We start from the raw sequence: 25,319 nt of genomic DNA, 5'->3' as shown, positions 1-25,319 counted from the left end.
TTTTTAAATCGATTTTCGCTATTGAATCGAAAGTAAAAGCGTGTAGAATAGAACTCAGCCCTAAAAACGAAGGAGGCAAGAATGTCACATCGCGCATGATTAACTACACGGATTGGGAGAAGTGAATCACATGAAGAAGTACAATACACGCGCCATTATGGCATCGCTGTTAATCTGCGGTTTCGTAGGCATGTTTAGCGAGACGGCACTTAACATCGCGATCAGTAATTTGATGGACGTGTTCCAGATATCGGCCGCAACCGCTCAATGGTTAACGACTGGATTTCTGTTAACGCTTGGTATTTTAATGCCGATGAGTGGACTATTGTTGCAACGTTTCACGACCAGGCAGTTATTTATCGGATCGCTTGCGAGTTCCATTGTCGGTACAATCATAGCGGCGCTCGCGGTAAATTTCGAAATGTTGATGGCAGCCCGCGTCATGCAGGCATTTGGTATGGGGTTATTGCTTCCCCTTATGTTTAATACCATACTGGTCGTCTATCCGCCTGAGAAGCGTGGAGCAGCTATGGGTTTTGTCGGACTTGTCATCATGTTCGCGCCAGCGACAGGACCGACAGTAGCAGGGTTATTAATTGAGTATTTAACTTGGCATTATATTTTCTGGTTCTCGCTGCCATTTTTGATTGTTGGTTTGCTGGTTGGTCTGAAGTATTTGGAAAACGTGACGGAAGTGTCCAAGCCGAGGATCGATATATACTCTATTGTGTTGTCGACGATTGGTTTCGGCGGAGTCGTGTTCGGCTTTAGCAATGCGGGCGAGGGAACGGAAGGCTGGAGCAATCCGGTCGTCATCATTTCCATTGCCGTTGGCCTAGTCGCGCTTGCATTGTTCGTGATCCGACAGATTACGATGAAAGAACCGATGATGAATTTGCGCGTGTTTAAACACCCGATGTTTATCGTTGGTCTGTTAATGGTCTTGGCGTGTATGATGATAATTTTGTCGAGCATGATTATTTTGCCGATGTTCCTGCAGAAAGGTTTGGGACTGTCCGCTCTCGTGACGGGTCTCATGCTGCTCCCGGGCAGCGCGCTAAATGGCATATTGTCGCCCAGAATGGGGCGTCTGTTCGATAAGTACGGCCCGAAGTGGCTGGTTATCCCGGGTTTTATAGTCGTGTCCGTCACCGTCTGGTTCTTTACGACACTGACGATAACCTCTTCCGTAGCTTTTATCATCGCATTGCATATCGGATTGATGGTAGGCATTTCCATGGTATGGATGCCCGCGCAGACGAATGGGTTAAACCAGCTGCCGCCTGAATTATATCCGCACGGTACGGCCGTGATGAATACGCTGCAGCAGGTTGCGGGAGCGATTGGCACTGCGGTTGCTATCAGCCTTCTGTCGGGCGGAAGCGAGAAGTATCTGCACAATTCCGCTTCGCCGACATTGCCGACGGAGCTTGCGAATGCGATGATGCAGGGAGCACAGCATGTCTTTACCTTTACATTCGTCGTTACTTTGATCAGTCTTGGGATTGCGCTTACTATACGCCGTGTCTTAGTCAGTCATTCCACCATGCATTCCATGCATTAATTGCGATAGGGGAGGGGGAGCCATCAGGCTCCTCTTTTTCATTAAAGGAATTAATAAATGCCCGCGCGATTGAGCATTCCCTCCATCTTGATAACTCTCTCTTTCAGATTAGTGAATTCGGATCTAGTTACCTCTTGATGATGATCTCCGATGTTTTGTTGCTCTTGCAGCTTCGCGAATTCGGCCGACAATTTTTCATAGTCTTTAATGATCATATCCAGATACTCGTCCACTTCGTCCTTGTCATAGCCTCTATATTTGACGGAAAACTCCTTGTTGTGAATGTCCAAAGGGGTAAAGTGAAGTCCGAACTGCTCTTTAATACTACGTATACGGCTCATGCCACTTCCTCCATTTCTATAATTTGTATGAACTACAACTCATTATACCATCAGACTTTTGCAAGAGCACATTCGTCATGATTACCCAAACTATGGGCATTCTAAAGAAATGCGCTATAATATACAGAACCAAAGTATTCCTGTTTAGAAATAGGAGATGAATCGAAATGAGTCGCAAACGAAATTTGAAAATGAAAAAAGTGGATGTATCGCATCTGGAACAATATAATCAGTTATTGCGCTATGTATTTCAGGTAACCCGGAATGATCTGTACAAGTCTGGCTGGAAGGAAGAGGAGATCGTCCATGCCAAATCTCCCATACTGCAACAAGCGGACGTTTTGGGCTGGTTCGACAATGACAAGTTGATTTCTCAAGTATCTACCTACCCATTCGAAGTTCGGGTGTTCAATCAAACTTATGCTATGGGCGGCGTGACAGGGGTAGGCACCTTCCCGGAATATTCCGGACAAGGATTAATGAATAAGCTGCTCTTGCAGGCTCTTACCAATATGCGAGAAAAAAAACAATCGATTTCGTACCTTTACCCGTACTCGATTCCCTATTATCGCCGCAAAGGGTGGGAGATCGTCTCCGATAAAATCGTATTCGAGGTGCAAGATTACCAACTGCCCAAAAATAAACCCGTCCCTGGCGACGTCGCTCGTATAGAACCGGAAAGCGAAGACGTAAAAAGGGCTTATGAACGATATTCGATGCAGACGCATGGCGCGATGCTTCGCAAAGAACTAGCCTGGAGTGAATACTGGCGCTGGGATTCCGATGATTTGACCGCCGCCGTCTATTATGGCGAAGAAGGACAGCCTGACGGTTATATTCTATATTGGATCGAAGAAGAGGTTTTTCATGTCAAAGACATGATTTTTATTCACGAAGAAGCTCGCAGCGGTCTTTGGAACTTTATTAGCGCTCATTTTTCCATGATATCCAAAGTCGTAGGCAACATTCATATGGATGAGCAGCTTTCCTTTTTGCTGGAAGATGCCGATATTAAAGAATCGATCTCGCCTTATTATATGGCCCGGATCGTGGACGTCGAACAATTTATTTCGAAGTATCCATTTAAACCAGCCAACATCATCAGGGAATGGACCTTCACTTTAGAAGATCCATTGCTGTCCTGGAATCAAGGAACGTTTACACTGCAAATTACGCCGGAAGGCAAAGGTACGATCTCGCGAAGCCAGAATCGTCGGAACGAAGACAGCATCAATATTCAGACCATGACGACGATGCTGCTTGGCTACAAACGGCCCGAATATTTGCATAGGATTGGCCGTATCGCTTGTTCTCCCGAGACGCTTGATCTATTAGAAGACGCCATCGAGCAACAAACGCCTTATTTCTCGGATTTCTTCTAAGTGGAAGGTTAAAGGATTAAGAATGGAGGGATTGGATGGATCGCGGCATTAACAAAGTGCCTTTTGGTTACGAGGAACGCTTGGACACGCGTACGGGAAAGGGAACATTGGTGTTTTACGATACTTTCCAGGATATTTCGGATAGGCAATTGGAGCGGGCTGCTTCATTGGTAACCTCACGCTTGTTTACTAAGCTTGTCTTGTATCCGCTGCACGAAGAGACCGCCCGACGAATCTGGAAGCGGCCGATCGAACCCTACTACAAGCGGGAGCAGTATTTATTTGATTGGCGGCAGGAGCGGGAGGAGCGGGAGGACAGTGGGAACATAACCGTTGAGAATTGGGAAGGGAAACGCAAGAAGTATACCCCGATCGAAGCGGCGCTGCGGCATTTGATGGATGTATATACGCAACCGATATTCCTGTATGTCTCGCCGGCAATGGCGAATGCCTTCGCTTCCTTCCATTCCTTCGAGGAGTGGATCGGAAAAATCCGTTTAATTATAAGCGAACCGCCGCCTGACGCTCATCCTAAACTCACGAAACATAGACATCGGTGGGAGGTCGAAGAAAACAGCTGACTTGCTTGGACGTTATGGGAAAGCCACTTTAATTGTCTCGTTAAGACGTGTAAAGTGGCTTTTATCGATGATAGTTATAGTTACAGAACCGGTGACATGCCGCCGTCTATATTAATAGCCGTGCCGGTAATGTAGGAAGCCGCGGCCGAGACGAGAAATACGATCACATTCGCCGCTTCTTCCGCGCGGCCGATTCTGCCGAGAGGGATGTTATGCTTGGGAAGGACAGCATATTCGTCCCAGGACAATTCCGGGGCGGTTGCCTGCCAAACCCGTTCAATCTGGTCGCTTTGGATGGCTCCGATGCATACCGCGTTCACTCGAATGTTGCCTGCGGCCAAATCCTTGCTCATCGCTTTCGTTAAAGCCAATCCGGATGCGCGGCTGACCGAACTGGGCAGTGACGAACTGGAAGGCGTTTTGCCGCCGATAGCCACAACGTTGACGATCGCTCCATCCCCAGACTGGCGCAGATACGGCAGCACAGCCTTCGAGCAATGTATGGCGCCAAATAACTTAAGGTCCAAATCCGCAGACCAGGATGCAGTATCTACCTGCTCGAAAGTTTTGCCCGCCATTGCGCCGGCATTATTAACGAGGATATCGATGCCTCCAAATTGCTCGGCCGCGACAGCGACGGCGCGATTGACATCTTCTTGTCGCGACACATCGCCTTGAATAACGAGGGGCTTCGTTCCCGTCTTCGCAGCGATCTGCTCTGCAGCATTCTCCAGCGACTCCAGGCCCCGGGCAATGAGAGCGACCTGGGCGCCTTCCGATGCAAGCAGCATCGCTGTAGCGAAGCCGATTCCTTTGCTGCCGCCAGTAACGATGGCACGTTTTCCTTGCAATCCCAATTGCATGCTTGTAACAGCTCCTTTAGAAAAAATCTCCAATCATCAGTAAAATCATATAGCGTAATGGAAGGACAAGCAAGAGAAGGATGTCGATTGAGCTAAATTTAGCTTGGTATATTAACAAATAGGAGAGGGGACACCTGGTTGAAAGTCATTGATTTGTCGATGCCGATCGTGGATGGAATGGACGTCTATCCCGGCGACCCGGAGGTCAACGTAAAGATAACTCATACTTTCGAGAGCCACTCTTGGGAATTACGGCAGCTTTCGATGGGCAGTCATACGGGAACCCATATGGACGCGCCTTCTCATATGCATCCAGGTGCCGCAACATTGGACGATCTGCCCTTGGAGCGATTTTTTGGACCCTCGCGTTTAGTAAGGCTCGAAGAAACGAATTGGCCGGAAGGACGGGGACTGTTTTTCAACGAATCCGTTGGTATGGATTGCTTTGATCGTCTCGCTGCCCTGCTGCCGCCATTTGTCGGCGGTGATCTGTCGGAAGATCTGGAGCGGGCGTTATTAGGCATTAATATTGTGACGTATACGGGGCTGCAGAGTATGGAACGCCTTCCTGTCGGAACGGATTTTATGTTTTACGGATTTCCTCTGCGCCTTGTCTCCGGCGATGGTTCTCCCGTTAGAGCCGTTGCGGTTGTGTACGAATGAGAAAAAAGAACGGCATCAGGAATTATCCTGCTCTGCCGTTCTTTTTCATTGCCGGATCTATAGTCGAGCTTTAAGCAGCTCGTTTAGTTCTTTCATCATGGCGCGATAACTGTCCGTCGCGACGAGCTTTTGCTGGTAGGTTTTCCATTCGTCAATACTAATGGCTCCCATAATGACTTTTGTTTTGTTCATGTTCAACTCGTCGCGAAGCTCGATATATTTGCCCTGGCTCCACAGCAGCTCGGCTTCCGGGAAGGCGCTATCCTCGTACGATACTTTCCGCCATTGCTCCACGGAAGCTTTATACTGATCGAGCACCTTCTCCGGCAAGGCATCGAGCGTGGGATTATGTTGGAGCAAATCCGGCTGTCCGAACAAGCTGTTGACGGCTGCCTGATCAGCGGCGCTCCATCCTTCTAGCTTGCTCCAACCGCCTTTTAAAGTCGTCTCTATGCCATAGTTCAGCCATTGAAGAAGGAGGTCGGGATCTTCTTTGGCCATTGCCGTAATGATGTAGGAGCCGATGCCTGCCGAATTCCAAGGCGCAATCGATGCACTGGAGGAGTCGGCTTTGAGGGACCCGAGCGGTACCCAAACGGCATCGTCTTCGCTTTGCTCCGCCGCTTGCTCAATCGTAAGGGAAGCAAGACCAGCGGTATCATTCTCTAAACGTTCGATCACTTGCTGTGATCCCAGTACCGCGAATTCAGGATCCACAAGTCCCTCTTGATACGCTTTGGCCAGCCACTGCAGCGCCTTCGTTTCTTCCTCGGATACCGCATGGTCGATAACCTGTCCGTTCTTGATCGAAAAACGTTCCGGTCTGCCGGTAAAAACATGCTCGACCCAAGCGATCGATTGTTCTCCGAACATGGCGCCAGTCAGACCATAGGTATCATTTTTGCCGTTTCCATCCGGGTCGTAATTCGTGAAAGCTTTCATAACCTCGTACAGCTCATCCATTGTCGAAGGAACGATAAGCCCCAGCTTGTCCAGCCAATCCTTGCGGATAGCCGGGAAGGACGCATGATGGGGGTCGCTCAGACGCGGTATGAAATAGGGATCTCCATTGAGATATCGTGACCCGGGACCTTCTTCCGCAAGCTTCTTCAAAGTCGGATAATCGTCCAAATAAGGGCCAGGGTTAACCGTAATGCTCTCCGTAATATCATTGGGGATAAAATACGGATGATCGAACAACATGATAGACGGCATATCGCCAGCTGCGATCATGACCATGGACTTCTGTCTGTAATGGTCAGGGCCTACCCAGGTGATCTCCGCATCTGCCTTCGCAGCCTTTTTTAGCTGTTCCAGCAGAACCGACGGTGTTTCGACTTCTTGCCCCGGAATCAGCGTCATGATTCTAAACTGGGGAGTAGCCAACGGATCCGAGACTACGGCAAGTCGATTTTGAGGAACCCATTCCACTTTTAAGCCAATGGATTGGGCAGTCGCGCGAAGCGGTATCCATAGCTTGCCATCGTCAATAAAAGAAGCTGTGCCTGCAGCGACGGACTTGCCGCCAGCCTGCAACTCGGATCTGCCATCGCGGAACAAAAGCTCGGGGCGCGACTGGTCCGGTTTCGTGGCATGCAGCGAGCGATCGGAAGCGTTCCAGGATAAGGTGTAGCCGAGGCCGATCAGCAGCTCTCGTGCCGGAACCATCATGATGCCGTCTTTCAGCCTTGGCTGCTCGCTTAACCCAATACGCAGATTGCGGAACTCAACGTATACGCCTTTTTTCCATTGCTCAAGCTGCTCGATCAACGAGGGCGGCAACTGGGTAGTTGCTACTTCCTCTGCACGGACGGGAACTGGGCCAAGAGTCGATACGGTTAACGCAAGAACCGCCATGCTGGTTACTACCAAGCTTCCGCGTTGCTTAACTTTCTTTCTTTTCATTACGAAACCTCTCTTTCTTATGTATAGATTTAATAGTATAACGCTTTCAACAGCGGAAAAGTTTCTTGTTTTTGGAGAGGGTTGGAATTTGTACGGTCTGCACATACTGTGGATGATTGGAATCCATGCAGATATGATTAAAAGTGGGGGACATTACATGGTATTAGCCGTCTCGATCATCATTGTAGCTCTGTTTGCTATATGGGGCGCAATTGCTCCGGAGCAACTGGCATCCGTTTCCGGATGGGCATACAATTTCTCGATAAGCAATTTCGGATGGTTTTATTTGATTGCTACGTTGTTTTTTCTGGTCTTTGCGATTTATCTGGCATTTAGCCGATTCGGTCATATTCGACTTGGAGATGACGACGACGAGCCGGAATATTCGACCCTGTCCTGGCTATCGATGTTGTTTAGTGCAGGCATGGGGATTGGACTGGTATTTTGGGGCGTGGCCGAACCGCTCTCTCATTACTTGTCGCCGCCGGAGGGCGCGGAAGGAGGGACTGCGGATGCTGCGAGGCTGGCGATGCGTTATTCGTTTTTTCACTGGGGTCTTCATCCATGGGCCATCTATACCATAATTGCGCTTGCTCTCGCTTATTTCCAATTCCGCAAAGGCTATAAGGGATTGATCAGCTCCGCGTTTATCCCGCTTCTTGGCGAACGGCTAGTGTACGGAGGGATTGGCAAAGCCATTGACATATTGGCGGTTATAGCGACTGTATTTGGCGTCGCCACCTCTCTAGGCCTGGGTGCATTGCAAATTAATGGCGGGCTCCATCATCTGTTTGGTGTGCCCCTTACGGTCTGGACCCAAATTATGATTATTGTCATCGTGACCGTGTTGTTTCTTATATCCGCCGTCTCGGGTTTAAATAAAGGCATCCAATTATTGAGCAACACGAATCTGGTTATCGCCGTTTTGCTGATGCTTTTTGTATGGATGACAGGCCCGACTGCGTTTATTTTCGAAACGTTTACGACCACACTAGGCAGCTATCTTCAAAATTTGATCAATATGAGCCTTCGAATGACTCCGTTTTCCAAAGGAACGTGGGTAGGCACCTGGACGTTGTTTTATTGGGCTTGGTGGATAGCATGGGCGCCATTCGTCGGTACTTTCATCGCCAGGGTATCGAGGGGAAGAACGATCAAGGAGTTTGTCATCTTTGTCATGATGCTCCCCAGTCTTTTTGGTTTTATTTGGTTTTCCGTTTTTGGCGGAACGGGACTTCATCAGGAATTGTTCGATGGAGCGCAACTGGCGGAGAGCGTTAAGGAGAATACGACCACAGCGCTGTTTCTCACTTTGGAGAACCTGCCTCTCGGTATGATCATGTCCGTAGTCGCTACGGTTTTAATTATGATTTTTTTTATTACGTCGGCCGACTCGGCGACATTTGTGATGGGGATGTTTACGACGGACGGCGATCTAAATCCAGGCAATAAAGTAAAGATCGCCTGGGGAGTTCTGCAATCTGCCATTGCGGTGACGCTCCTGATCAGCGGAGGCTTGGCCGGACTTCAGACGGCTTCCATTGTAGTCGCATTGCCGTTTGCATTTATTATCATCGGCATCTGCTTTTCCTTGCTGAAAGCTCTTCAGGCGGAAGATAAAGAACGATGCATGAAGGAGAAGCAGCAGCGCCGAAGATTAAAGCAGCTTCTTGAAAAGGAGCTTTGACAGAACGCCAATCGGTTGAAAAAAATCCCATCCGGGCGCTTCGGCCAGGATGGGATTTTGTCATTTTTTAGTGCACCGCGTTCTGATTCTCGTGCTCGGAAATCTCGCTAAGCGCTTGACCGGCGTCTCTGCTAGTCGTGTTGCCCAGCGCGAGATCGCCAAGCGAGATGACGCCGACGAGTCGTCCGTCGTCGACGACCGGCAGGCGGCGGATTTGATGAGCGGCCATAATATCCGCGGCTTCCTCGGCATCCGTCGTAGAGGATACCGTTACCAGCGCTTCGCTCATGACTTCGCTGACCGAACTGGAACCCTGTTTCTTTTGCGCGTAGCCCCGAACGACCAGGTCGCGGTCCGTAATTGCGCCAATAAGCTTGGCGGAGTCATGGGTTTCCACAACGGGTACGAATCCTACATCGTTTTGGGCCATTATGACCGCAACCTCGTAAACGTTATCCTGGAGCGTAACCGTTTTGCAATTCGTGGACATGAGATCTTTCACTTGTTTCAATTCCTTCAACACCTTTCGTATTCGTAACGTGGCAACATGATCCGTAGACAGCCACACTCCGATAGGGTGCTTCCGAATAAGGGATTTTATCCCGCCATATTATTATGGGCATCTTTCGGCGAGAACACGGATATATGATCGACCCGCTCCTTGCTGGCCGGAATGACGAATTTCAGTTCGTATTGTTCGTTAACTTGATACACGTAGATATCGTCGTCGCCATTCTCCGTAACGGAATCCGCTTTGCCAAGCGTTTGCTCGATATCGCGAAGCGAGAGATCCTTTAGGTCGTCGGCATAGGAACGCACGTCGAAAACTACGCTTCCCTTATTATAGCCGAATGCAGCATGATGGCTTTCGTACGTGGCGTAAATCCCTTTGCCCGCCGAATCGGTGCGGTCTGCTTCGCCCCAATCCTTCTCGATGTCGTCGATCAGAGAGGTATGAACCGTATAGGACAGGCCCGGCACGCGTCCTTCTCTTGCCAGTTTCCGGATTTCGATCAGCTTGTCCGCGGTTGCGGCAGAACCGTCTTGCTGGGGCTGCGCGCTGGGCTTAGTCGGCTGTTCGTTGGCCGTAGCTCCCGGAGTCGTCGTAATGGGGGGTGATGTGCTTTCCAGGGAGGGTTGAGCGGTTGCGGTGGCAGTAGGGGACTGTGAAGAGTCGTTCCCGTTATCGCCGCCATTAGCGCAAGCCGTCATCGTTAGTGCGCCAGCCAAAGCTGCTGCGTAAAGCCAGGGTTTCATATTCATTAGGATCCACACTCCTTTGTCTGTCTCTGCATGTTGTCTGTTGCTCGAAATATGGTGTAACAGACGAGCCATGTCGCCCTAAGGTTGCACGAAACGGGCAAATAGGGCCTCCTGTGTCCGATAACCATAAATTGAAGAGTTGAATCAATATGAATGAAAAACCTACCTTCACAGCAGCTTCAGAAACAAATGGGCATGGCTAACGGACATACACCAAAAACAACACCCCCCGCCACTTCGGCAGGGGGAGAAGGGTATTGTATATCAATATCGTACAGGCGGGAGGAAGGGCAACGTCACCATTTTCGATTAGGATTGGCCGTTAACCGTCTGTTTAGTTCTGGCGCCTCCGTTTTCTTTGTAAAAAACAACGCCTTGCGTTGCAAGCTGTTTATGCAAAGCAGGGATGGAGATGTCCGCGAGGTTGGAACCCGATTCGATGGCAAGCGCAGCAGCGACGCCGGCCGCTTGGCCCAACGCGTAGCAGGTTGCCTGCACGCGCATCGACGACATGGCTACATGCGTGGCGGAGATGCTGCGACCAGCGACGATCAAGCCTTCTACGTTCTGAGGAAGCATGCAGCCATACGGAATATCGTAGCCGTCCAGTTTGCGTTCGTCCGTGTTCGCTCCGCCGGTCGGGTTGTGAATGTCGATCTCATAGTTGGTCTGGGCAACCACGTTCTCGAAGCGGCGTCCGCTCGTCAGGTCTTCTTCGGTCAACGTATAACGGCCTTCGATCTGATTGGTCTCCCTGACGCCTACCTGTCCGGGAACATGGGACAAAATATGGTTCGGGTGATTCGTTCGCTGCAGGTAATTGGCGACAGAGAACACTTGTCGCAGCGATTCCTTCTCGGCATAATTAATATCCTTAATATTCGCTCCATTGCCCTTGACGCGCGTCATGTTGACGAGCAGCGTGCCGTTACCCATGCCTCCCCAATACAGATGGCGGCCTTGCGGAAGCTCCTCGATCGATTCGTACTTATAACAATCGTCAGGCAAATATTGGCGGACCGGCTTGCCTGTGTCCTGCATCATGAACATAAGCGTCATCGGCTGCGTCAACCCATCCTCGTCGCGTCCGGACCGGGTAGGCACGCCGGAATCCTGAGCGACTCTGGCATCGCCGGTGCAGTCTATCACGACTCGTCCCGTGAACGCCCGCAGCCCTTCCCGCGTATTGGCCACAACGCCAGCAACACGCTTGCCCTCCATAATAGAAGAGACGAAGCTGGTATGGTAATAAACCTCAACGCCTTCCTTCTCCAGCTTGACGTTTAAATAATGCCGCAGCTCGAACGGCGAATATTGCGGCCAAATGGAAACGTGATGCGAATCCGGAAGCGCCTCGGGCAAAAACTCCGAGATGATCTCTCGATAGATACCCGTTACGTTGCCGACGCCCATGAATACGCTTACGTTGCCTAGCGTTCCCATACCGCCAAGCTGCCCCGACTGCTCCAGCAGAATCGTCTTTTGTCCGCTGCGGGCGGAGCTGATGGCCGCAGCCGTACCAGCCGGGCCTCCCCCGACAACGATGACGTCGACTTCATCGAATACGGGAACGCTGCGTTCCAATTTGATTTCGCGATTTGACACAATGACCAACTCCCTTAACAAATTGTTATTCTTGATTTCAATTGTAAGGAAAATGAAGTATGATTTATAGTTTCATTTTTGTTACAATTAGAATCAACATAACCTGCAAGGAGGAGCATGGATGTCGATTAGAAAACAAGTGACTTTACGAACGATCGCCGATGAGCTTGGCTTGACCATTCATACCGTATCCAAGGCGCTGAGAGGGTTGCCCGGCATGTCCGAAGCGACGCGCAAGGCCGTCACGGATTGCGCCCGAGAGCTCGGATACCGGACGAAGGAGCAGGAAGCGGGCATCTCGGCGGAACGTATTCCTTGGTCGTTGGCGAAACCTCGGCGCTTCGCGATGCTGATCGTCGGCGACTCCGACTTCCATCAGATGCAGTTGGAAGGGGTTCGCGTGCGTCTGAACGAGCTCGGACATTCGCTTTATCCGCTGCTCGTGCCGGCCGAGATATCCGACGAGGACGAGCTTCGGCATTGGCTGGATAACAACGGACTGTTCTTCGCGGATGGTCTGTTCCTGACCGCGGTAATTCCGGAGTGGATGGAGACCATTCTTCTGGAGCTTCCGCTGCCCAAGGTGCTTATCAATTACCCGCCTGACGTAACAGCGGTCGACAGCGTCATCTGGGATGTGGAATTCGCCATCCATCAATCGATGGAAGAGCTATACCGGGCGGGACATCGAGACATTTTGTACATCGGGGAGCTCGGGCGGCTTAGAGGATTTCGTATGCGATGGAGCGCGTTCGCCGCTTCGGCGGAGCGGCTTGGATTGCATGGCCTCGCTAACCCGGCAGAGCACGTAACGGAGAGTTCTTCGGACCGTGCCGCATGGATGGAACGTTTGACCTCGAAACTGAGCTCCGGTAAATACACGGCTGCCGTTGCCGCCATACCAGGCATAGCCGAATGGGTGAGAGTCGCGGCGGGTTTTCTAAAGCTGAGCATTCCGGGTGATTTGTCCCTTGTCGGGATGGAGAACGAAGCGCATCCCCGTTATGAAGCCATGTCGCGGCCTTTGCTGCTTGTCCGGGAAGCCGGCGAGCGAGCGGCGGAGCTGATGCTGCGAAGAATCGCGAATCCGCTGCTGCCTTATGAGCAAGTGAGGCTGAGAGGGACATTTTATCCGGGCGAAACAATAATTCGGATCAAACCATAGAGGAGAGTGATTTTGCAATAATAATTCCCGCGGGAAAGTACACAGTTCATGAAACAAAAGAAATTGCCATGTCGGCTACCGAAGCTCTCCGTTACTAATTTGGTAACTTTCAGGATGTCCCGTATCCTATAAAAAAGAAACAAGGCCAGAATGCGTCGCTTTTGCAGTCTGTCCTTGTTTCGCTTACTATATTAAATTGAATCTGTTTTAAACGGATTGGCCTTATAGCTCTTATATCCCCCCGAGAGGTTCCTTACTTTAAAACCATTTTGAGTTAATATTTGAGAAGCTATATAACCGCGCTGTCCCACTTGGCAATAGGTATACACGGGCTTTGATGGATTCAATTCGTGCAAACGCTCGCGAAGTTCGTCCACTGGAATGTTTATGGAGCCTGGAATTGCCCCAACGGAGTGTTCATCTTCCGTACGAACATCGACGAGTTGCGTGTCTGGAATCTCTAAATCGTCCAGTTCATCCGACAGCCAAACATCGGTTCTTCCATCCAATATGTTCTGGGCGACATAGCCTGCCATGTTAACAGGGTCTTTTGCAGAAGAAAATGGTGGAGCATAGGAAAGCTCAAGTTCAGAAAGGTCTTGGACCGTACCTTTTAACCGCATCACGGTAGCAATAACATCGATTCGTTTGTCAACACCTTCTTTACCGAAAGCCTGGGCTCCGAGAATTCGCCCTTCATCGTTAAAGATCAGTTTCAGAGTTATCGAAGACGCACCTGGATAATAAGTCGCGTGGGAAGGCGGATGAACAAAAGCAACATGAGGCGTCTGGCCGTTCTGCTTGAGTGTCCGTACATTTACCCCTGTAGCCGCTGCAGTCATTCCGAATATTTTTAAAATAGAAGTCCCTTGGGTACCATGATATTGACTTGTTAATCCGGCAATGTTGTCAGCCGCAATTCGACCTTGCTTATTGGCCGGACCTGCAAGCGGAATTGCCGTTTGATTACCGAGAACAAAATGGTTGACCTCTACAGCGTCACCGACGGCATAGATTCCTTGAATGTTGGTCTCCATCCGTTCATTCACAACAATGTGACCGCGGGCACCAAATTCAATGCCCGACTCAAGCAGGAAATTGGTGTCTGGCGTCACTCCAATTGCGAGAATGACCATGTCGCTTGCGATTTTCCGTCCGCTTTTCAATTGTATGTGTACTTCGTTTGATACCGCTTCGAATGATTCGACGCTCTCCCCGAGCGCAAGACGTGCTCCTTTGTCCTCTAGCTCCTGTTCTGCATAAACGGCCATATCGGAATCGAAGGGAGCCAAGATGTGTGGAGCAGCTTCAATTATTGTGACTTCAATACCTCTCTGAATTAAATTTTCGGCCATTTCTATTCCAATAAATCCGCCGCCAATAACAGCGGCCCGTTTAACATGATGGTCTTCAATATAGGACTTGATGCGATCTGTATCAGGTAGACTCCGAAGCGTAAATATGCGCTCACTATCTATGCCTGAATTAGACGGTTTTATCGGCTTCGCGCCAGGAGATAGTAATAAGGCATCAAAGCTTTCCTCATACTCTTCGCCATTACTTTGTCGTACAGTAACCGTTCGCCGTAAGGCGTTAATACTCGTTACTTCACTGTTGATACGGACATCGAGATTAAAGCGGCTCTGCATAGCTTCCGGCGTCTGGACAAGCAGTCTGGAACGATCCTTGATGTCTCCGCCGATATAATAAGGAAGTCCGCAATTTGCGAACGAAATGTATTCGCCCCGTTCAAACAGGATGATTTCTAAGCCTTCTCGTCCAATCTCCGCAGTCGTGCAGCCGCCGAAGCGCCGCCCGCAACGCCGCCTACAATTATTACCTTTTTACTCATGTTTTTTTCCCTCCGTTGATTGGAATAATAATTCAACGATCTGTTTCACTTGTTCGTTTTTGAGTGAATAAGTGACTTCAAGGCCTTGTCGCCGCGCTTCGACAATGCCGGCTGCCCGCAGCTTCTGCAGGTGAGTAGAGACCGTCGATTGCGGGAGACTCATGCAATCTTGGAGCGCCGCAACATTGAAGCTTCCTTGCCGAGCCAAACGCGTAACGATGCATAATCGTTCAGGGTGGCCAAGCGTTTTGAGCATTTCAGCCGTCTTCTGAAGATGCTGTATAGTATAATCCATCCACGAGGACTCCTTTCATATCGCGATATCGTAATATTACGATAAAAAGATACAGAGGTCTATGAACTAAGTCACAGAGTGATTGATTTTAGCGACATGCGGTTAGTAATTCATATACAGGGTTGACGAATATGAAACAATAGCTTATAGTATCAATATACCCATACGGGTATCTGTATTATCGAAATCAAAATGAATCGGACGGAAAAATGAATATTGTAAAGTGTTCATTTTTTTTGGTCACTTAAATACCCCATAGGGTATTTAAGTCGATCATAAATGAACGCATTACGTTTATCCGGTCCGAAAAACAGAAAGGAGGAGACCCACTTGGATTTTGCCTGGATTCTGACATTGTTTGCAATCGGGTTTGTCGGTTCCTTGATTTCCGGGATGGTCGGTATCGGAGGCTCCATCATTAAATACCCGATGCTCCTTTACATTCCCCCGGCACTAGGATTCGTTGCTTTTACAGCACAGGAGGTTTCCGCAATTAGTGCAGTACAAGTATTCTTTGCTTCGTTAGCCGGGATATTTGCCTTTCGAAAGGGAGGTTTTATCAATAAGTCGCTCGTGTTATACATGGGCGTCGCCATCGTAGTCGGAAGCTTTGCCGGTGGTTATGGCTCAAAGTTTTTGCCTGATGAAGCCATTAACCTGACCTATGCCGTTCTTGCGCTTATAGCTGGTATTATGATGTTTCTTCCCAAAAAAGGAGACGAGTTAGCGGACTTCACGAAGTTAAGTTTTAATAAAACACTTGCGGCTAGTTTGGCCGGCCTGACCGGGATCCTCTCCGGAATTGTAGGAGCAGCCGGCGCATTTATTACGGTTCCTATTATGCTCGTTGTCTTGCGAATACCTACACGCGTTGCCATTGCTTCATCGCTAGCGATTACTTTTATATCTTCCATCGGCTCAACTGCAGGAAAAATGATGGGCGGCCACATGCTGCTCCTGCCATCAATCGTCATGGTTATTGCCAGCACAATCGCATCACCGCTTGGCGCTATGATAAGCAAGAAACTGAACACCAAAGTATTGCAATGGATTCTCGCGGCGTTAATTGTTGCGACGGTCATAAAGATTTGGCTTGATATTTTGACTAATTGAAGGGAGAACTGTTTACCATGACAACAACTCTTAAAGTTAATCGGACAATCGAATGCGAAGGCTTGGCTTGTCCTCTGCCGGTTGTAAAAACAAAAAAAGCAATGGAGGAACTAAACACCGGAGAGGTCTTGGAAGTAAAAGCAACCGATAAAGGTTCCGTAGCGGATCTGCAAAGCTGGTCCAAACGGACCGGTCATCAATATATCGGACTTATGGAGGAAGGCGGGGTATTCCGCCATTACATCCGGAAAGCCGATCCAACTGAAACCAAAGAAGACGTGAAATTTCAACACACGACTTCACTGGAGGAAATTCGCAATAAACTCGCTTCCGGTGAGAAATTGAACTTTCTTGATGTACGAGAACCGGCTGAGTACGCTTTCGGAAGAATACCCGGAGCCCTATCAATCCCTGCAGGAGAGCTGGAATCTCGTTATCAGGAGTTGGATCCAGACAAAGAATATCATGTGATCTGCAGAACTGGCAGCCGAAGTGACATGACATGCCTTACCCTGGCTGACAAAGGCTTCTCAAAGCTAAAAAATGTCATTCCGGGCATGACCGAGTGGGATGGAGACTTGGAGAAAGACATTTGATAACAAATCGATAGATCAAGGTTCAAAACTATTTGGGCGTGAAAATTATTGCATGCCAGATGACAATGGACGTTATGAATCTCAAGAAAGAGGATTTCGTCGACGGTATAGATGTTGGCGGAGCTGTGACGTTCCTTGATTTTGCTCAAGATGCCAATGTGACACTAACATTTTAATTTACTGCCTAAGGGGGAAATCATATGTCCACGAACAAAATTAGGAAGATGTCGGCAAAAGAAGTTGCACAAGTTGTTTTGGGAGGCGAAGAACTGTTTATCCTCGATGTGCGTAATGAAACTGATTTTATCGACTGGAAAATTGAAGGCCGCAGCGTGCAGATTATCAACATCCCATACTTTGATCTGATTGACGGCGTTGATCCCGCGCTTGTACAAATTCCGGATGGCAAACCCGTACTTGTCGTATGTGCGAAGGAAGGCTCTTCGATGTTTGTTGCCGAGCAAATAGCGGAAGCCGGCAGAAGCAACGTGTCGTATTTGGAAGGGGGGATGAAGTCGTGGAGTGAATACCTGGAGCCTGTAAAGGTTGCAGATTTATCGGGTGGAGGCGAACTGTACCAGTTTGTTCGTATCGGAAAAGGCTGCTTATCTTACGCAGTGCTTTCTAAAGGCGAAGCTGCCATTATCGATACAAACCGTATGATGGACCAGTATGAAAATTTTTTGCAAGCAAAAGGCGCCAAACTTGTTCACACCATCGATACGCATCTGCATGCCGATCATATTTCAGGAGGCCGGGCTTTGGCAGAAAAGTATGGCGCGACCTATCACTTGCCCGAGAAAGACGCAGGCGAAGTGACATTCCACTACGAGAAACTTGAAGAAGGCAAGGATATCCACGTAGGAAGCGAACGAATTATTGTACAACCTATCTACTCTCCCGGGCATACAATCGGTTCGACATCGTTTATTATCGACAACAAATTTTTGTTGTCCGGCGATATTTTGTTTATCGAATCGATCGGACGCCCGGATTTGGCAGGGTTGGCTGAGGATTGGGTTGGCGACCTTCGAGAGACGCTTTACAGCCGATATAAAAATCTGTCTGAAGAATTAATTGTTTTGCCGGCGCATTTCGGAAAAACAACAGAACTTGGCGAAAAGGGGCTGGTATCTGGCCGACTCGGCGATCTCTATAAGCAAAACCCAGGCTTAAACATCACGAACGAAGATGATTTCCGCAAGACAGTCACCGAGAACTTGCCGCCTCAGCCAAACGCATATCAGGAAATTCGCCAAACGAATATGGGAAAAATCAATCCCGACGAAGAAGAACAGCGTGAAATGGAAATCGGACCAAACCGGTGTGCCGTTCATGATAACTAATAAACTTTGGAGGAATGTATAATGGATCACAATAAATTGTTAGACGCAACTGGATTGGCGTGTCCGATGCCTATCGTAAAAACAAAAAAGTCGATCGACGAATTATCATCCGGGCAAGTTCTGGAGGTACATGCTACCGATAAAGGAGCCCAAAATGATTTGACCGCTTGGGCCAAAAAAACTGGTCATGAAATATTGGACAGCAAGGAAGAAAACGGCGTTTTCAAATTTTGGATTAGAAAAGGTTAAATACTGAGGAGGGAATGACAAAATGTCATTTTCTCCTTCCTAAAATTTAAATCCAATACTGTTAGATTTCACTTGTTTATTATTATGTATAAGGAAAGGATGGATTTACTTCATGACACAAGTTGGAACCACTGAAAGAACCACGATTGTGCTTTTCAGCGGAGATCTGGATAAATCGATTGCTGCTTTCATCATTGCGAACGGGGCAGCTGCCTACGATCATGAGGTTACGATATTCTTTACGTTTTGGGGCCTAAATGCACTGCGAAAAGATCAGCCTGTTCCGGTTAAAAAGGGGCTATTGGAAAAGGCATTTGCCTGGATGATGCCGCGCGGTTCCAAAAAACTAGGCTTATCGCGCATGAATTTCGCAGGCGCAGGCCCGGCTATGATCAAGCATGTGATGAAAAAGCATAATGCACTTAGTCTGCCACAGTTAATCGAATTGGCACAAGCGCAAGGCGTTAAATTGGTGGCGTGCACAATGACGATGGATTTGCTTGGTCTCCAACAGGAGGAATTGCTGGATGGCATTGAATATGCCGGTGTTGCAGCTTATCTGGGCGATGCGACGGAAGCGAAGGTTAACTTGTTCATTTAAGCTCGCAAACGGACATCACCTTCGCATCTGGTGTATTGTAAACCTTGTGATCTTTGTTCATAATATACCTGTTTGCTTAATGGAGAGGGTGGTTTTCATGAAATATGATGATGATGTGAAACGCAGATTGAAGCGAATCGAAGGTCAGGTTCGAGGCGTTCTTAACATGATGGAAGAGAATAAAGATTGTAAGGATGTCGTAGGCCAGCTTTCAGCTATTAGGAGCGCAACGGACAAGGCGATTGCCTATATCGTAGCCGTTAATTTGGAGCAGTGTCTTGTTGAACAAATGGAACAAGGACAAGAGACCGGACAGGTTGTGAAGCAAGCGGTTGATCTGCTAATCAAAAGCAGATAAAAAAGGTAAGGAATGATGATAAAATGGATACATCAACGATGATTAACATTTTTATCGCTTTAGTCGTTATTTTATTTTTTTTAAGCAGTTTGCTCCGGTTAAAGGAGTGCGGACATTACATTCAAAAGAGTTCGAACAAGAGCGAACGTCCACAAAAGATGCCATTGTCATCGACGTCCGTGAGCCGCATGAATATAAGGCAGGGCACATGCCAGGGGCGAAGAATCTTCCGCTTTCGCAATTAAGCAGCAGAATGAACGAACTTCCAAAGGATAAACCCGTATTTGTTTATTGTCAGAGCGGAATGAGAAGCAAACGGGCTGCGCTAATTTTCAAAAAAAACGGTATCCCCAGTATCGTGAACCTAAAAGGCGGCATAATGGCTTGGCATAACTCGCTTCGAAAATAAGAATGGAGTCCCTTACACATCGGGGGCTCTTTTTTTGCGTTATTTTTTAAGCTTTAGGTAATAATACTTGATTGGAACGGCTGGAGAGGAATCTGCGACTGCTCTAAGGGATATTGCTTTGGACATCGAACGTCGCCTAATTATGTGGTTGGATTAAAGTATTCGCAAATAGTTTCATAAACCGAGGTGCGATGTACAGCGATAGTCAGGACTTGTTTCGCGTCCTTGGCTGTCGTTTTTTTAATTTACTTTTAATTCTTTTGGTACGATAATTCGAGATGGTTTTCGTATAAAGCTGAAAGTTGCACCTTAATATATATTGACATGTATATATACTCTCGTATATATTTAGTTCATGAGAACAGCAACCATGCAGTTAACGTTACTTACTCTAGCCGAACCCAATCGATTCAACATCGTTGAGTTGTTAAGAAATGGGCCTAAATCGGTAGGAGAAATTGTCCAGGCACTAGGCATAAGCCAGCCGCATGTATCCCGTCATTTGCGCATCTTGAGCGAGGCCGGAATGGTACGCTCACGCAGCCAAGCACAGCTGCGCATTTACAGTCTCGAGGCCGGACCGTTCCAGGAGCTGGACGAATGGTTTGATTCCTTCAGCATTCTATGGGAAGAGCGTCTCGACAATTTCGAGGAGTATATGCTGGATTCTAAGAAGAAGGAGGACTTATGAAAGGTATCAGCCGTTTTATCGCGAGCTACATGCTAAATGACCGCAACGTTTGGAACCAAAGGCTGGATTCCCTTGAAAACTACCTAAAAAGGATGTCTGCAGATGAAAAGAAAAACAACCGTTCGTAAAAACCGCGAGCGCAGAGAACTCACTGTCGAGCGAATTGTCACGATGCCTGTCCGGCTTGCATGGGAAGGCTGGACGGAACCTAAACATATTACAAATTGGTGGGGGCCAAAAGGCTGGACGACCACCGTTTATGAAATGGATGTACGGCCAGGCGGCGTGTGGCGATATAGTCTCAAAGCCGATGACAATAGCGGCGAAGAAGCCTATTGCAGAGCCACATATGAAGAAGTGGAGGCGCCGGGCAAGCTGGTCTACATTGACACTTTTGCCGACAGCGATTGGAATATGGTTTCGGATAGCGAAATGTACACGACCGTGTTGTTCGAGGAAATTAGCGGAGGAACGCGGATTAGCATCGTGACGCGATTCGCTACCAATGAACAATTGAACAACGCGGAAGCTATGGGCATGATCGAAGGATTCACCGATGCCTATGATCGACTGGAAGACTACTTAGAAACCTTAATGGGAGGCAAAAACACGATGGAAACCGTTATTTCAAAAGATGGGACACAGATTGCTTATACTAAACAAGGAACCGGTCCTGCAATCATCATCATTTCTTCAGCAGCCGCTGACCATCTGGATGCTTTACCGTTAGCCGAGCACTTGACGGCCAGCTTCACCGTATACAACTACGATCGTCGCGGACGTGGTCAGAGTGGGGATACCGCGCCTTACGCAGTCGCTCGGGAAGTGGAGGATATTGAAGCATTAATTGCAGCTGCCGGGGGACAAGCCTACTTGTTCGGCAGCTCGTCCGGAGCCGTGTTGGCGCTTGAGGCGGCAAACCTGTTAGGTGACTCGATTGTTAAGCTCTATTTGTACGAACCACCGTTTATTATTAACGACAGCCGTAAGCCTGTGCCTGGTAACTACGTAGAACATTTGAATGCGCTCATTGAAGCCGACAAGCGGTCTGAAGCAGTCGAATATTTTGCATCCGAGGCTCTAGGCATACCTGGAGAATTTATCGGCTACATGAAGGTCGACGCTTCCTGGAACAAAATGGAGTCCTTGGCCCATACGCTTGCTTACGATGGCATGATTATGGGAACGACACAATCCGGTAACCCACTGCCAGCCGGCCGATGGAACGTTGCCATTCCTACTTTGATAATGACAGGGGAAAACAGCGAACCGCTATTCCATGACGCTGCACGCGCGCTTGTCGAGCTTCTTCCAGAGGCTACTGCTCATTTACTCGCCGGTCAAGATCATTCCGCAGTTGTGATGTCCCCAGATGTAGTGGCAAAGGCCATAGTTGATTTCGAGGGATAAGGAGAATGGGAGTATGACGGATTCTTCAAACTCTGGATCGATTAGTCGGTACATGGCAAAACCTTTGACGACGACGGCCTCTAGATTCGCGCTTGTAGCGATCTTTTCAGGAGCATTGTTCGTGTTTATCCTAATCAGCCTGCATCTGCTGCAACCTGAATTTGATCCAACATGGCGTTTTATCAGCGAATATGCTCTTGGTGACTATGGTTGGATGATGCACCTGGCATTTGGATTGCTTGCAATTGCTCAAATTAGTGTGGCGATTACGATTTTTCCGCATATTCGAACGGTTTCGGGATACATTGGAATTGTCATTCTTGGAATCAGTGCAATTGGCGTTATTATCGCGGGTATCTTCGTGACCGATCCCATCTCCGTTGGTCCGGATGATGCAACGTTTAGCGGCAGCATACACTCGATCGGAGCGATGCTGGACTACACGCCGGTAGCCGCCTTGCTGATTAGTCTTTCGTTATGTCGAATAGATGCTTGGAAACCTATGAAGAGAGTGCTGCTCACAAGTGCGGTTATTGCAATCGTCGCGATGCTCGTATTTGTACTTCTAATTCCTCAAGACGGGCAATTCGGGCCGGAGGTATTGGCCGGTATGTTCGGACGATTCTTAATCTTGGCCGACATTGCGTGGCTAATCATAGTGGGAATACATGCAGCCAAGCTGGGAGCTACTAAGTAAGTCTTAATTAGAGGTATAGGGCTGTAGAAAAAACATATAACTTCGAATTATCGAAAACCGGCTGCATTGCGCTTGCAGCCGGTTTTCGTCTGAAATGGGGCAAAGATTCATTCAAATACAGTTTACGAAAGGATGTTAGCGATAACTGCATTCTATTTATTACTTTACAGTTATATATCCGGATGGTAATATATAAATCGTGAAGGGGATAGAAATTATAGTTGGAGGGATCAAGTTATGAAGACACTTACTATTCACCATCGTACGTTTATTAACGCCGCGCCGGACGACGTCTATGAGGCGATTGCAACCGGAGCGGGCTGGGACGCGTGGTTTACGCAGGGAACGACCGTAGATGCAAGACCGGGCGGAACGATTCATTTTCGATTCCAAGATTTTGGGCCCGACCATATCACGCTCGAGGATGGGGGAACGGTTCTCGAAGCGATTCCTGGCGAGAAATTTGTCTATCAGTGGACGCCGGGCGAATCGACGACGACGATTTCCTTCGTATTAACGAGTCTGGGCGAAGGGACTTTGGTTTCATTAGCGGAGTCGGGCTATAAGCAAACCGACATGGACTTGAAGGCATTCGCCGATTGCGCGGTCGGATGGGGCGAGGCTTTGACTTTGCTCAAATATTACCTGGAGCATGGAGTGACGTATGGCGCAGTGCCGAAGCATCGACTTGAGAAGCCAATGACGCAGCAATACTCCAATCGAACTGACAACTTCATGAGATCGAACCAATGAATTACATACACTGCCGACGTTACATCTTAGAGTAGTACCAGCATTGTTCGCAGAGAGAAACTATTTTGGTACTTGTCACTACATGAGAGCTTCGTTGGTACGACCCCGTATAGGCTGCTGAATTCTTTCAGCAGCCTATTTTAGATGAAGATTAATAAACGTGGAAGGATGAAAACAATTACGATTCAGCTTGCTTGGATTTAACCGCCTCGATGACGTCGGCATTACCGCCGTCAGTTCCAATATGACGCAAGATGACGGCCGCGAGTATGGAGAGGATCGCGATGCTGACTGCGATTGTTGCCGCTGCTGCATTAAATCCCGCCGTGAATGCTGCCTGCGCCTCCTCAAGCAAGCCGGGAGGCAGTTTTTGCGCTACCGAGGAAGCTCCCGCGAGGCTGTCTCCGACTGCCTTGTGGACATCCTGAGCCAGCGTATCGGGTATCCGGTCGAACATCCGGCTGCGATAGACGGCGGTTGTGAGGCTACCCAGCGTGGCAATGCCAACCGCCAGTCCGAGTTCCTGTGCAGTCTCGGATATGGCCGAGGCTGATCCTGCCTTCTCCGCTGGCGCCGCGCCTACCACCAGATCCGTGCCTAGAGCGGCGATCGTGCCAAGGCCGAGATAGACGAGTGAAAACGCCGCGGTGACCAGAGGAATGCCAGAAGGCCCGTTTTCGAGTCGCGTGAGCATCAAATAGCCGATGACCGACAGTCCGAGCGCGACCGCGATCACATAGCCGGGCCGGATACGCCGCGATGCCAGTGGTGCCGCTATGCCAGCGGCCAGCATAGCGAGCGCCGGCGGCCCCATCCAAAGCCCTGCTACCAGCGGCGGTAGGCTGGCGACCAATTGTAGGTACTGAGTGACTAGCAGCATCGTTCCGCCGACGCCGATGAGGCCAACAAGAAGTACGACCAATGCGACGCTGAACACCTTGCTAGAGAAAAGATCCAAGTCGAAAAGAGGGTTTTCCAATCGGCGCTGTCGCCGAACGAACAAGATCACGAAGACGAATCCCCCCGCAATCGCAATCGCTGTTTCGGTACTGAACCCATTTTTGGAGATCTGCTTGATGCCGTAGATGATGGGCAGCAGGGCTAGGAGCGAAAGGGTGACACTCAGGATATCCAACCGGCCGTTCTGTGGTGCCCGGTATTCCGGAAGGAGAAATGGTGCGGCTACAAGCAGGAGCCCGACCACCGGCACCGCGACAAGAAAGGCCGCCCCCCACCAATAGTGCTCTAGCAATATACCGCCCACGACCGGGCCGGCCGCCATGCCAAGCGCGAACATGGTCGCCCAAACCCCAATCGCCAGCGCACGCTGGTGACGGTTTACGAACATGTTGCTGATAAGTGCCAGCGTCGATGGCATTAGTGTCGCGCCAGCCACACCAAGTACCGCACGTGCTACAATAAGCATGGATGCGCTAGTCGAATAGGCCGCGAGTACAGAAGCGATTGCAAAAACAGCCGCACCGACCATCAGCAGCTTGCGCCGCCCGATGCGATCACCCAGCGTTCCCATCGTGATGAGGAAGCCGGCGATCATAAAGCCATACACGTCCACGATCCATAGGGCCTGCGCGCTCGTGGGCTGCAGATCGATTGCTAGCGCGGGCAACGCCAGATGCAACAGCGTCAGGTCGAGTCCGAGCAGGATGGTTGGTAGGGAGAGAAGCGCGAGCCCGGCCCATTCGCGCGGGCCGGCGAACCTCACGGATTGAATTGTTCTCCCCTCAGGCCCTTCAGTGGTACATGAATTTGCCAAAAGAATCACTCCTTCTGATCTTTAATGCTTAATTAAAGCCAGTGTTCCATTTCCCCATCTCCACTCTTAATAGTCTGTGTCGAGTATACATGCATATTATCATCAAGTATAATGATTGTTAGTGATATTGATATCACTTTTTATGATGGAGGCGTG

26 protein-coding genes and 1 pseudogene are annotated in these 25,319 nt (G+C 49.1%); 18 read left to right on the top strand and 9 right to left on the bottom strand.

Features of this window, described 5'->3' with window-relative positions; translation table 11 throughout:
* Window positions 1-130 precede the first annotated feature (130 nt).
* A complete protein-coding gene (locus B1748_RS14285; RefSeq protein ID WP_087568592.1) occupies window positions 131-1,564 on the top strand; it encodes a DHA2 family efflux MFS transporter permease subunit in 1,434 nt (477 codons plus the stop codon).
* Between the two features lie 50 nt (window positions 1,565-1,614).
* On the opposite strand, the gene B1748_RS14280 is transcribed toward B1748_RS14285, so the two are convergent.
* Window positions 1,615-1,905, bottom strand: a complete 291-nt coding sequence (locus B1748_RS14280) for a DivIVA domain-containing protein (protein WP_087568591.1) — start codon at window positions 1,903-1,905, stop codon at window positions 1,615-1,617.
* A gap of 167 nt (window positions 1,906-2,072) precedes the next feature.
* Here B1748_RS14280 and B1748_RS14275 point away from each other — a divergent pair, with 167 nt between their 5' ends.
* A complete protein-coding gene (locus B1748_RS14275) occupies window positions 2,073-3,287 on the top strand; it encodes a GNAT family N-acetyltransferase (protein WP_087568590.1) in 1,215 nt (404 codons plus the stop codon).
* Window positions 3,288-3,322: 35 nt separating this feature from the next.
* A complete protein-coding gene (locus B1748_RS14270) occupies window positions 3,323-3,868 on the top strand; it encodes a hypothetical protein (protein WP_087568589.1) in 546 nt (181 codons plus the stop codon).
* Window positions 3,869-3,948: 80 nt separating this feature from the next.
* On the opposite strand, the gene B1748_RS14265 is transcribed toward B1748_RS14270, so the two are convergent.
* Window positions 3,949-4,731 carry an SDR family oxidoreductase gene (locus B1748_RS14265; RefSeq protein ID WP_087568588.1) on the bottom strand — a complete coding sequence of 261 codons (783 nt, stop codon included), beginning with the start codon at window positions 4,729-4,731 and terminating at the stop codon, window positions 3,949-3,951.
* A gap of 138 nt (window positions 4,732-4,869) precedes the next feature.
* Between B1748_RS14265 and B1748_RS14260 the strand changes: the two genes are divergently transcribed.
* Entirely contained in the window at window positions 4,870-5,394 is a 525-nt protein-coding gene (locus tag B1748_RS14260; RefSeq protein WP_087568587.1) for a cyclase family protein, read from the top strand.
* 57 nt (window positions 5,395-5,451) lie between these two features.
* Here B1748_RS14260 and B1748_RS14255 read toward each other — a convergent pair whose 3' ends face one another.
* Complete coding sequence (locus tag B1748_RS14255) at window positions 5,452-7,299, bottom strand: stalk domain-containing protein (RefSeq protein WP_179215585.1); 1,848 nt, start codon at window positions 7,297-7,299, stop codon at window positions 5,452-5,454.
* Window positions 7,300-7,456: 157 nt separating this feature from the next.
* Between B1748_RS14255 and B1748_RS14250 the strand changes: the two genes are divergently transcribed.
* Window positions 7,457-8,986: a glycine betaine uptake BCCT transporter gene (locus B1748_RS14250; protein ID WP_087568585.1), complete on the top strand. Its 1,530-nt coding sequence runs from the start codon at window positions 7,457-7,459 to the stop codon at window positions 8,984-8,986.
* A gap of 67 nt (window positions 8,987-9,053) precedes the next feature.
* On the opposite strand, the gene B1748_RS14245 is transcribed toward B1748_RS14250, so the two are convergent.
* The 3 genes from B1748_RS14245 to B1748_RS14235 form a co-directional block, all read right to left on the bottom strand.
* Window positions 9,054-9,497, bottom strand: coding sequence for a CBS domain-containing protein (locus tag B1748_RS14245; protein ID WP_087568735.1), 444 nt, complete (start codon window positions 9,495-9,497; stop codon window positions 9,054-9,056).
* Window positions 9,498-9,583: 86 nt separating this feature from the next.
* On the bottom strand, window positions 9,584-10,249 hold the full coding sequence (locus B1748_RS14240; protein WP_179215584.1) for a YjgB family protein: 666 nt from the start codon (window positions 10,247-10,249) through the stop codon (window positions 9,584-9,586).
* 309 nt (window positions 10,250-10,558) lie between these two features.
* The gene (locus B1748_RS14235; protein WP_087568583.1) at window positions 10,559-11,854 is read right to left on the bottom strand and encodes an FAD-dependent oxidoreductase; all 1,296 of its coding nucleotides are present in this window, start codon (window positions 11,852-11,854) and stop codon (window positions 10,559-10,561) included.
* 121 nt (window positions 11,855-11,975) lie between these two features.
* Here B1748_RS14235 and B1748_RS14230 point away from each other — a divergent pair, with 121 nt between their 5' ends.
* A complete protein-coding gene (locus B1748_RS14230) occupies window positions 11,976-13,019 on the top strand; it encodes a LacI family DNA-binding transcriptional regulator (RefSeq protein ID WP_087568582.1) in 1,044 nt (347 codons plus the stop codon).
* Window positions 13,020-13,210: 191 nt separating this feature from the next.
* On the opposite strand, the gene B1748_RS14225 is transcribed toward B1748_RS14230, so the two are convergent.
* Together B1748_RS14225 and B1748_RS14220 are read right to left on the bottom strand one after the other, a co-directional pair.
* Window positions 13,211-14,776 carry an FAD-dependent oxidoreductase gene (locus tag B1748_RS14225; protein ID WP_306299328.1) on the bottom strand — a complete coding sequence of 522 codons (1,566 nt, stop codon included), beginning with the start codon at window positions 14,774-14,776 and terminating at the stop codon, window positions 13,211-13,213.
* Window positions 14,777-14,863: 87 nt separating this feature from the next.
* The gene (locus B1748_RS14220) at window positions 14,864-15,166 is read right to left on the bottom strand and encodes an ArsR/SmtB family transcription factor (protein ID WP_087568581.1); all 303 of its coding nucleotides are present in this window, start codon (window positions 15,164-15,166) and stop codon (window positions 14,864-14,866) included.
* Between the two features lie 330 nt (window positions 15,167-15,496).
* Here B1748_RS14220 and B1748_RS14215 point away from each other — a divergent pair, with 330 nt between their 5' ends.
* The 12 genes and pseudogenes from B1748_RS14215 to B1748_RS14155 all read left to right on the top strand — a co-directional run bounded on the left by B1748_RS14215 (window position 15,497) and on the right by B1748_RS14155 (window position 23,389).
* Entirely contained in the window at window positions 15,497-16,279 is a 783-nt protein-coding gene (locus B1748_RS14215) for a sulfite exporter TauE/SafE family protein (protein ID WP_108992518.1), read from the top strand.
* Between the two features lie 17 nt (window positions 16,280-16,296).
* Entirely contained in the window at window positions 16,297-16,875 is a 579-nt protein-coding gene (locus B1748_RS14210; RefSeq protein WP_087568579.1) for a sulfurtransferase TusA family protein, read from the top strand.
* Between the two features lie 32 nt (window positions 16,876-16,907).
* Window positions 16,908-17,051, top strand: a pseudogene (locus B1748_RS14205) (DsrE/DsrF/DrsH-like family protein); the annotation flags it as partial.
* A gap of 48 nt (window positions 17,052-17,099) precedes the next feature.
* A complete protein-coding gene (locus B1748_RS14200) occupies window positions 17,100-18,221 on the top strand; it encodes an MBL fold metallo-hydrolase (RefSeq protein WP_373271276.1) in 1,122 nt (373 codons plus the stop codon).
* A gap of 21 nt (window positions 18,222-18,242) precedes the next feature.
* Window positions 18,243-18,470, top strand: a complete 228-nt coding sequence (locus B1748_RS14195) for a sulfurtransferase TusA family protein (protein ID WP_087568577.1) — start codon at window positions 18,243-18,245, stop codon at window positions 18,468-18,470.
* A 112-nt stretch (window positions 18,471-18,582) separates the two neighbouring features.
* Window positions 18,583-19,071, top strand: a complete 489-nt coding sequence (locus B1748_RS14190) for a DsrE/DsrF/DrsH-like family protein (RefSeq protein ID WP_087568576.1) — start codon at window positions 18,583-18,585, stop codon at window positions 19,069-19,071.
* A 97-nt stretch (window positions 19,072-19,168) separates the two neighbouring features.
* Window positions 19,169-19,429, top strand: coding sequence for a metal-sensitive transcriptional regulator (locus B1748_RS14185; RefSeq protein WP_087568575.1), 261 nt, complete (start codon window positions 19,169-19,171; stop codon window positions 19,427-19,429).
* Between the two features lie 106 nt (window positions 19,430-19,535).
* Window positions 19,536-19,838, top strand: a complete 303-nt coding sequence (locus B1748_RS14180; RefSeq protein WP_256975664.1) for a rhodanese-like domain-containing protein — start codon at window positions 19,536-19,538, stop codon at window positions 19,836-19,838.
* A 370-nt stretch (window positions 19,839-20,208) separates the two neighbouring features.
* Window positions 20,209-20,529, top strand: coding sequence for an ArsR/SmtB family transcription factor (locus B1748_RS14175; protein WP_087568573.1), 321 nt, complete (start codon window positions 20,209-20,211; stop codon window positions 20,527-20,529).
* A 102-nt stretch (window positions 20,530-20,631) separates the two neighbouring features.
* Window positions 20,632-21,939: an alpha/beta fold hydrolase gene (locus B1748_RS37490; RefSeq protein ID WP_256975663.1), complete on the top strand. Its 1,308-nt coding sequence runs from the start codon at window positions 20,632-20,634 to the stop codon at window positions 21,937-21,939.
* 13 nt (window positions 21,940-21,952) lie between these two features.
* Window positions 21,953-22,636, top strand: a complete 684-nt coding sequence (locus tag B1748_RS14160; RefSeq protein ID WP_256975662.1) for a DUF998 domain-containing protein — start codon at window positions 21,953-21,955, stop codon at window positions 22,634-22,636.
* 237 nt (window positions 22,637-22,873) lie between these two features.
* Entirely contained in the window at window positions 22,874-23,389 is a 516-nt protein-coding gene (locus tag B1748_RS14155) for an SRPBCC family protein (protein WP_087568572.1), read from the top strand.
* 178 nt (window positions 23,390-23,567) lie between these two features.
* On the opposite strand, the gene B1748_RS14150 is transcribed toward B1748_RS14155, so the two are convergent.
* Window positions 23,568-25,112: an MFS transporter gene (locus B1748_RS14150; protein ID WP_218781632.1), complete on the bottom strand. Its 1,545-nt coding sequence runs from the start codon at window positions 25,110-25,112 to the stop codon at window positions 23,568-23,570.
* Between the last annotated feature and the right edge of the window lie 207 nt (window positions 25,113-25,319).

Origin of the sequence: Paenibacillus sp. MY03 (assembly GCF_002165585.1) — a bacterium.
GTDB classification, from domain to species: Bacteria; Bacillota; Bacilli; order Paenibacillales; family Paenibacillaceae; genus Pristimantibacillus; species Pristimantibacillus agaridevorans.
This window is presented reverse-complemented; position numbering and strand designations above follow the sequence as displayed.

Coding starts and splice junctions, on each gene's coding strand:
- B1748_RS14285 (WP_087568592.1), top strand. CDS start 131: ATGAAGAAGTACAATACACGCGCCATTATGGCATCGCTGTTAATCTGC.
- B1748_RS14280 (WP_087568591.1), bottom strand. CDS start 1,905: ATGAGCCGTATACGTAGTATTAAAGAGCAGTTCGGACTTCACTTTACC.
- B1748_RS14275 (WP_087568590.1), top strand. CDS start 2,073: ATGAGTCGCAAACGAAATTTGAAAATGAAAAAAGTGGATGTATCGCAT.
- B1748_RS14270 (WP_087568589.1), top strand. CDS start 3,323: ATGGATCGCGGCATTAACAAAGTGCCTTTTGGTTACGAGGAACGCTTG.
- B1748_RS14265 (WP_087568588.1), bottom strand. CDS start 4,731: ATGCAATTGGGATTGCAAGGAAAACGTGCCATCGTTACTGGCGGCAGC.
- B1748_RS14255 (WP_179215585.1), bottom strand. CDS start 7,299: ATGAAAAGAAAGAAAGTTAAGCAACGCGGAAGCTTGGTAGTAACCAGC.
- B1748_RS14250 (WP_087568585.1), top strand. CDS start 7,457: ATGGTATTAGCCGTCTCGATCATCATTGTAGCTCTGTTTGCTATATGG.
- B1748_RS14240 (WP_179215584.1), bottom strand. CDS start 10,249: ATGAATATGAAACCCTGGCTTTACGCAGCAGCTTTGGCTGGCGCACTA.
- B1748_RS14230 (WP_087568582.1), top strand. CDS start 11,976: ATGTCGATTAGAAAACAAGTGACTTTACGAACGATCGCCGATGAGCTT.
- B1748_RS14220 (WP_087568581.1), bottom strand. CDS start 15,166: ATGGATTATACTATACAGCATCTTCAGAAGACGGCTGAAATGCTCAAA.
- B1748_RS14210 (WP_087568579.1), top strand. CDS start 16,297: ATGACAACAACTCTTAAAGTTAATCGGACAATCGAATGCGAAGGCTTG.
- B1748_RS14200 (WP_373271276.1), top strand. CDS start 17,100: ATGTCGGCAAAAGAAGTTGCACAAGTTGTTTTGGGAGGCGAAGAACTG.
- B1748_RS14195 (WP_087568577.1), top strand. CDS start 18,243: ATGGATCACAATAAATTGTTAGACGCAACTGGATTGGCGTGTCCGATG.
- B1748_RS14190 (WP_087568576.1), top strand. CDS start 18,583: ATGACACAAGTTGGAACCACTGAAAGAACCACGATTGTGCTTTTCAGC.
- B1748_RS14185 (WP_087568575.1), top strand. CDS start 19,169: ATGAAATATGATGATGATGTGAAACGCAGATTGAAGCGAATCGAAGGT.
- B1748_RS14175 (WP_087568573.1), top strand. CDS start 20,209: ATGCAGTTAACGTTACTTACTCTAGCCGAACCCAATCGATTCAACATC.
- B1748_RS37490 (WP_256975663.1), top strand. CDS start 20,632: ATGAAAAGAAAAACAACCGTTCGTAAAAACCGCGAGCGCAGAGAACTC.
- B1748_RS14160 (WP_256975662.1), top strand. CDS start 21,953: ATGACGGATTCTTCAAACTCTGGATCGATTAGTCGGTACATGGCAAAA.
- B1748_RS14155 (WP_087568572.1), top strand. CDS start 22,874: ATGAAGACACTTACTATTCACCATCGTACGTTTATTAACGCCGCGCCG.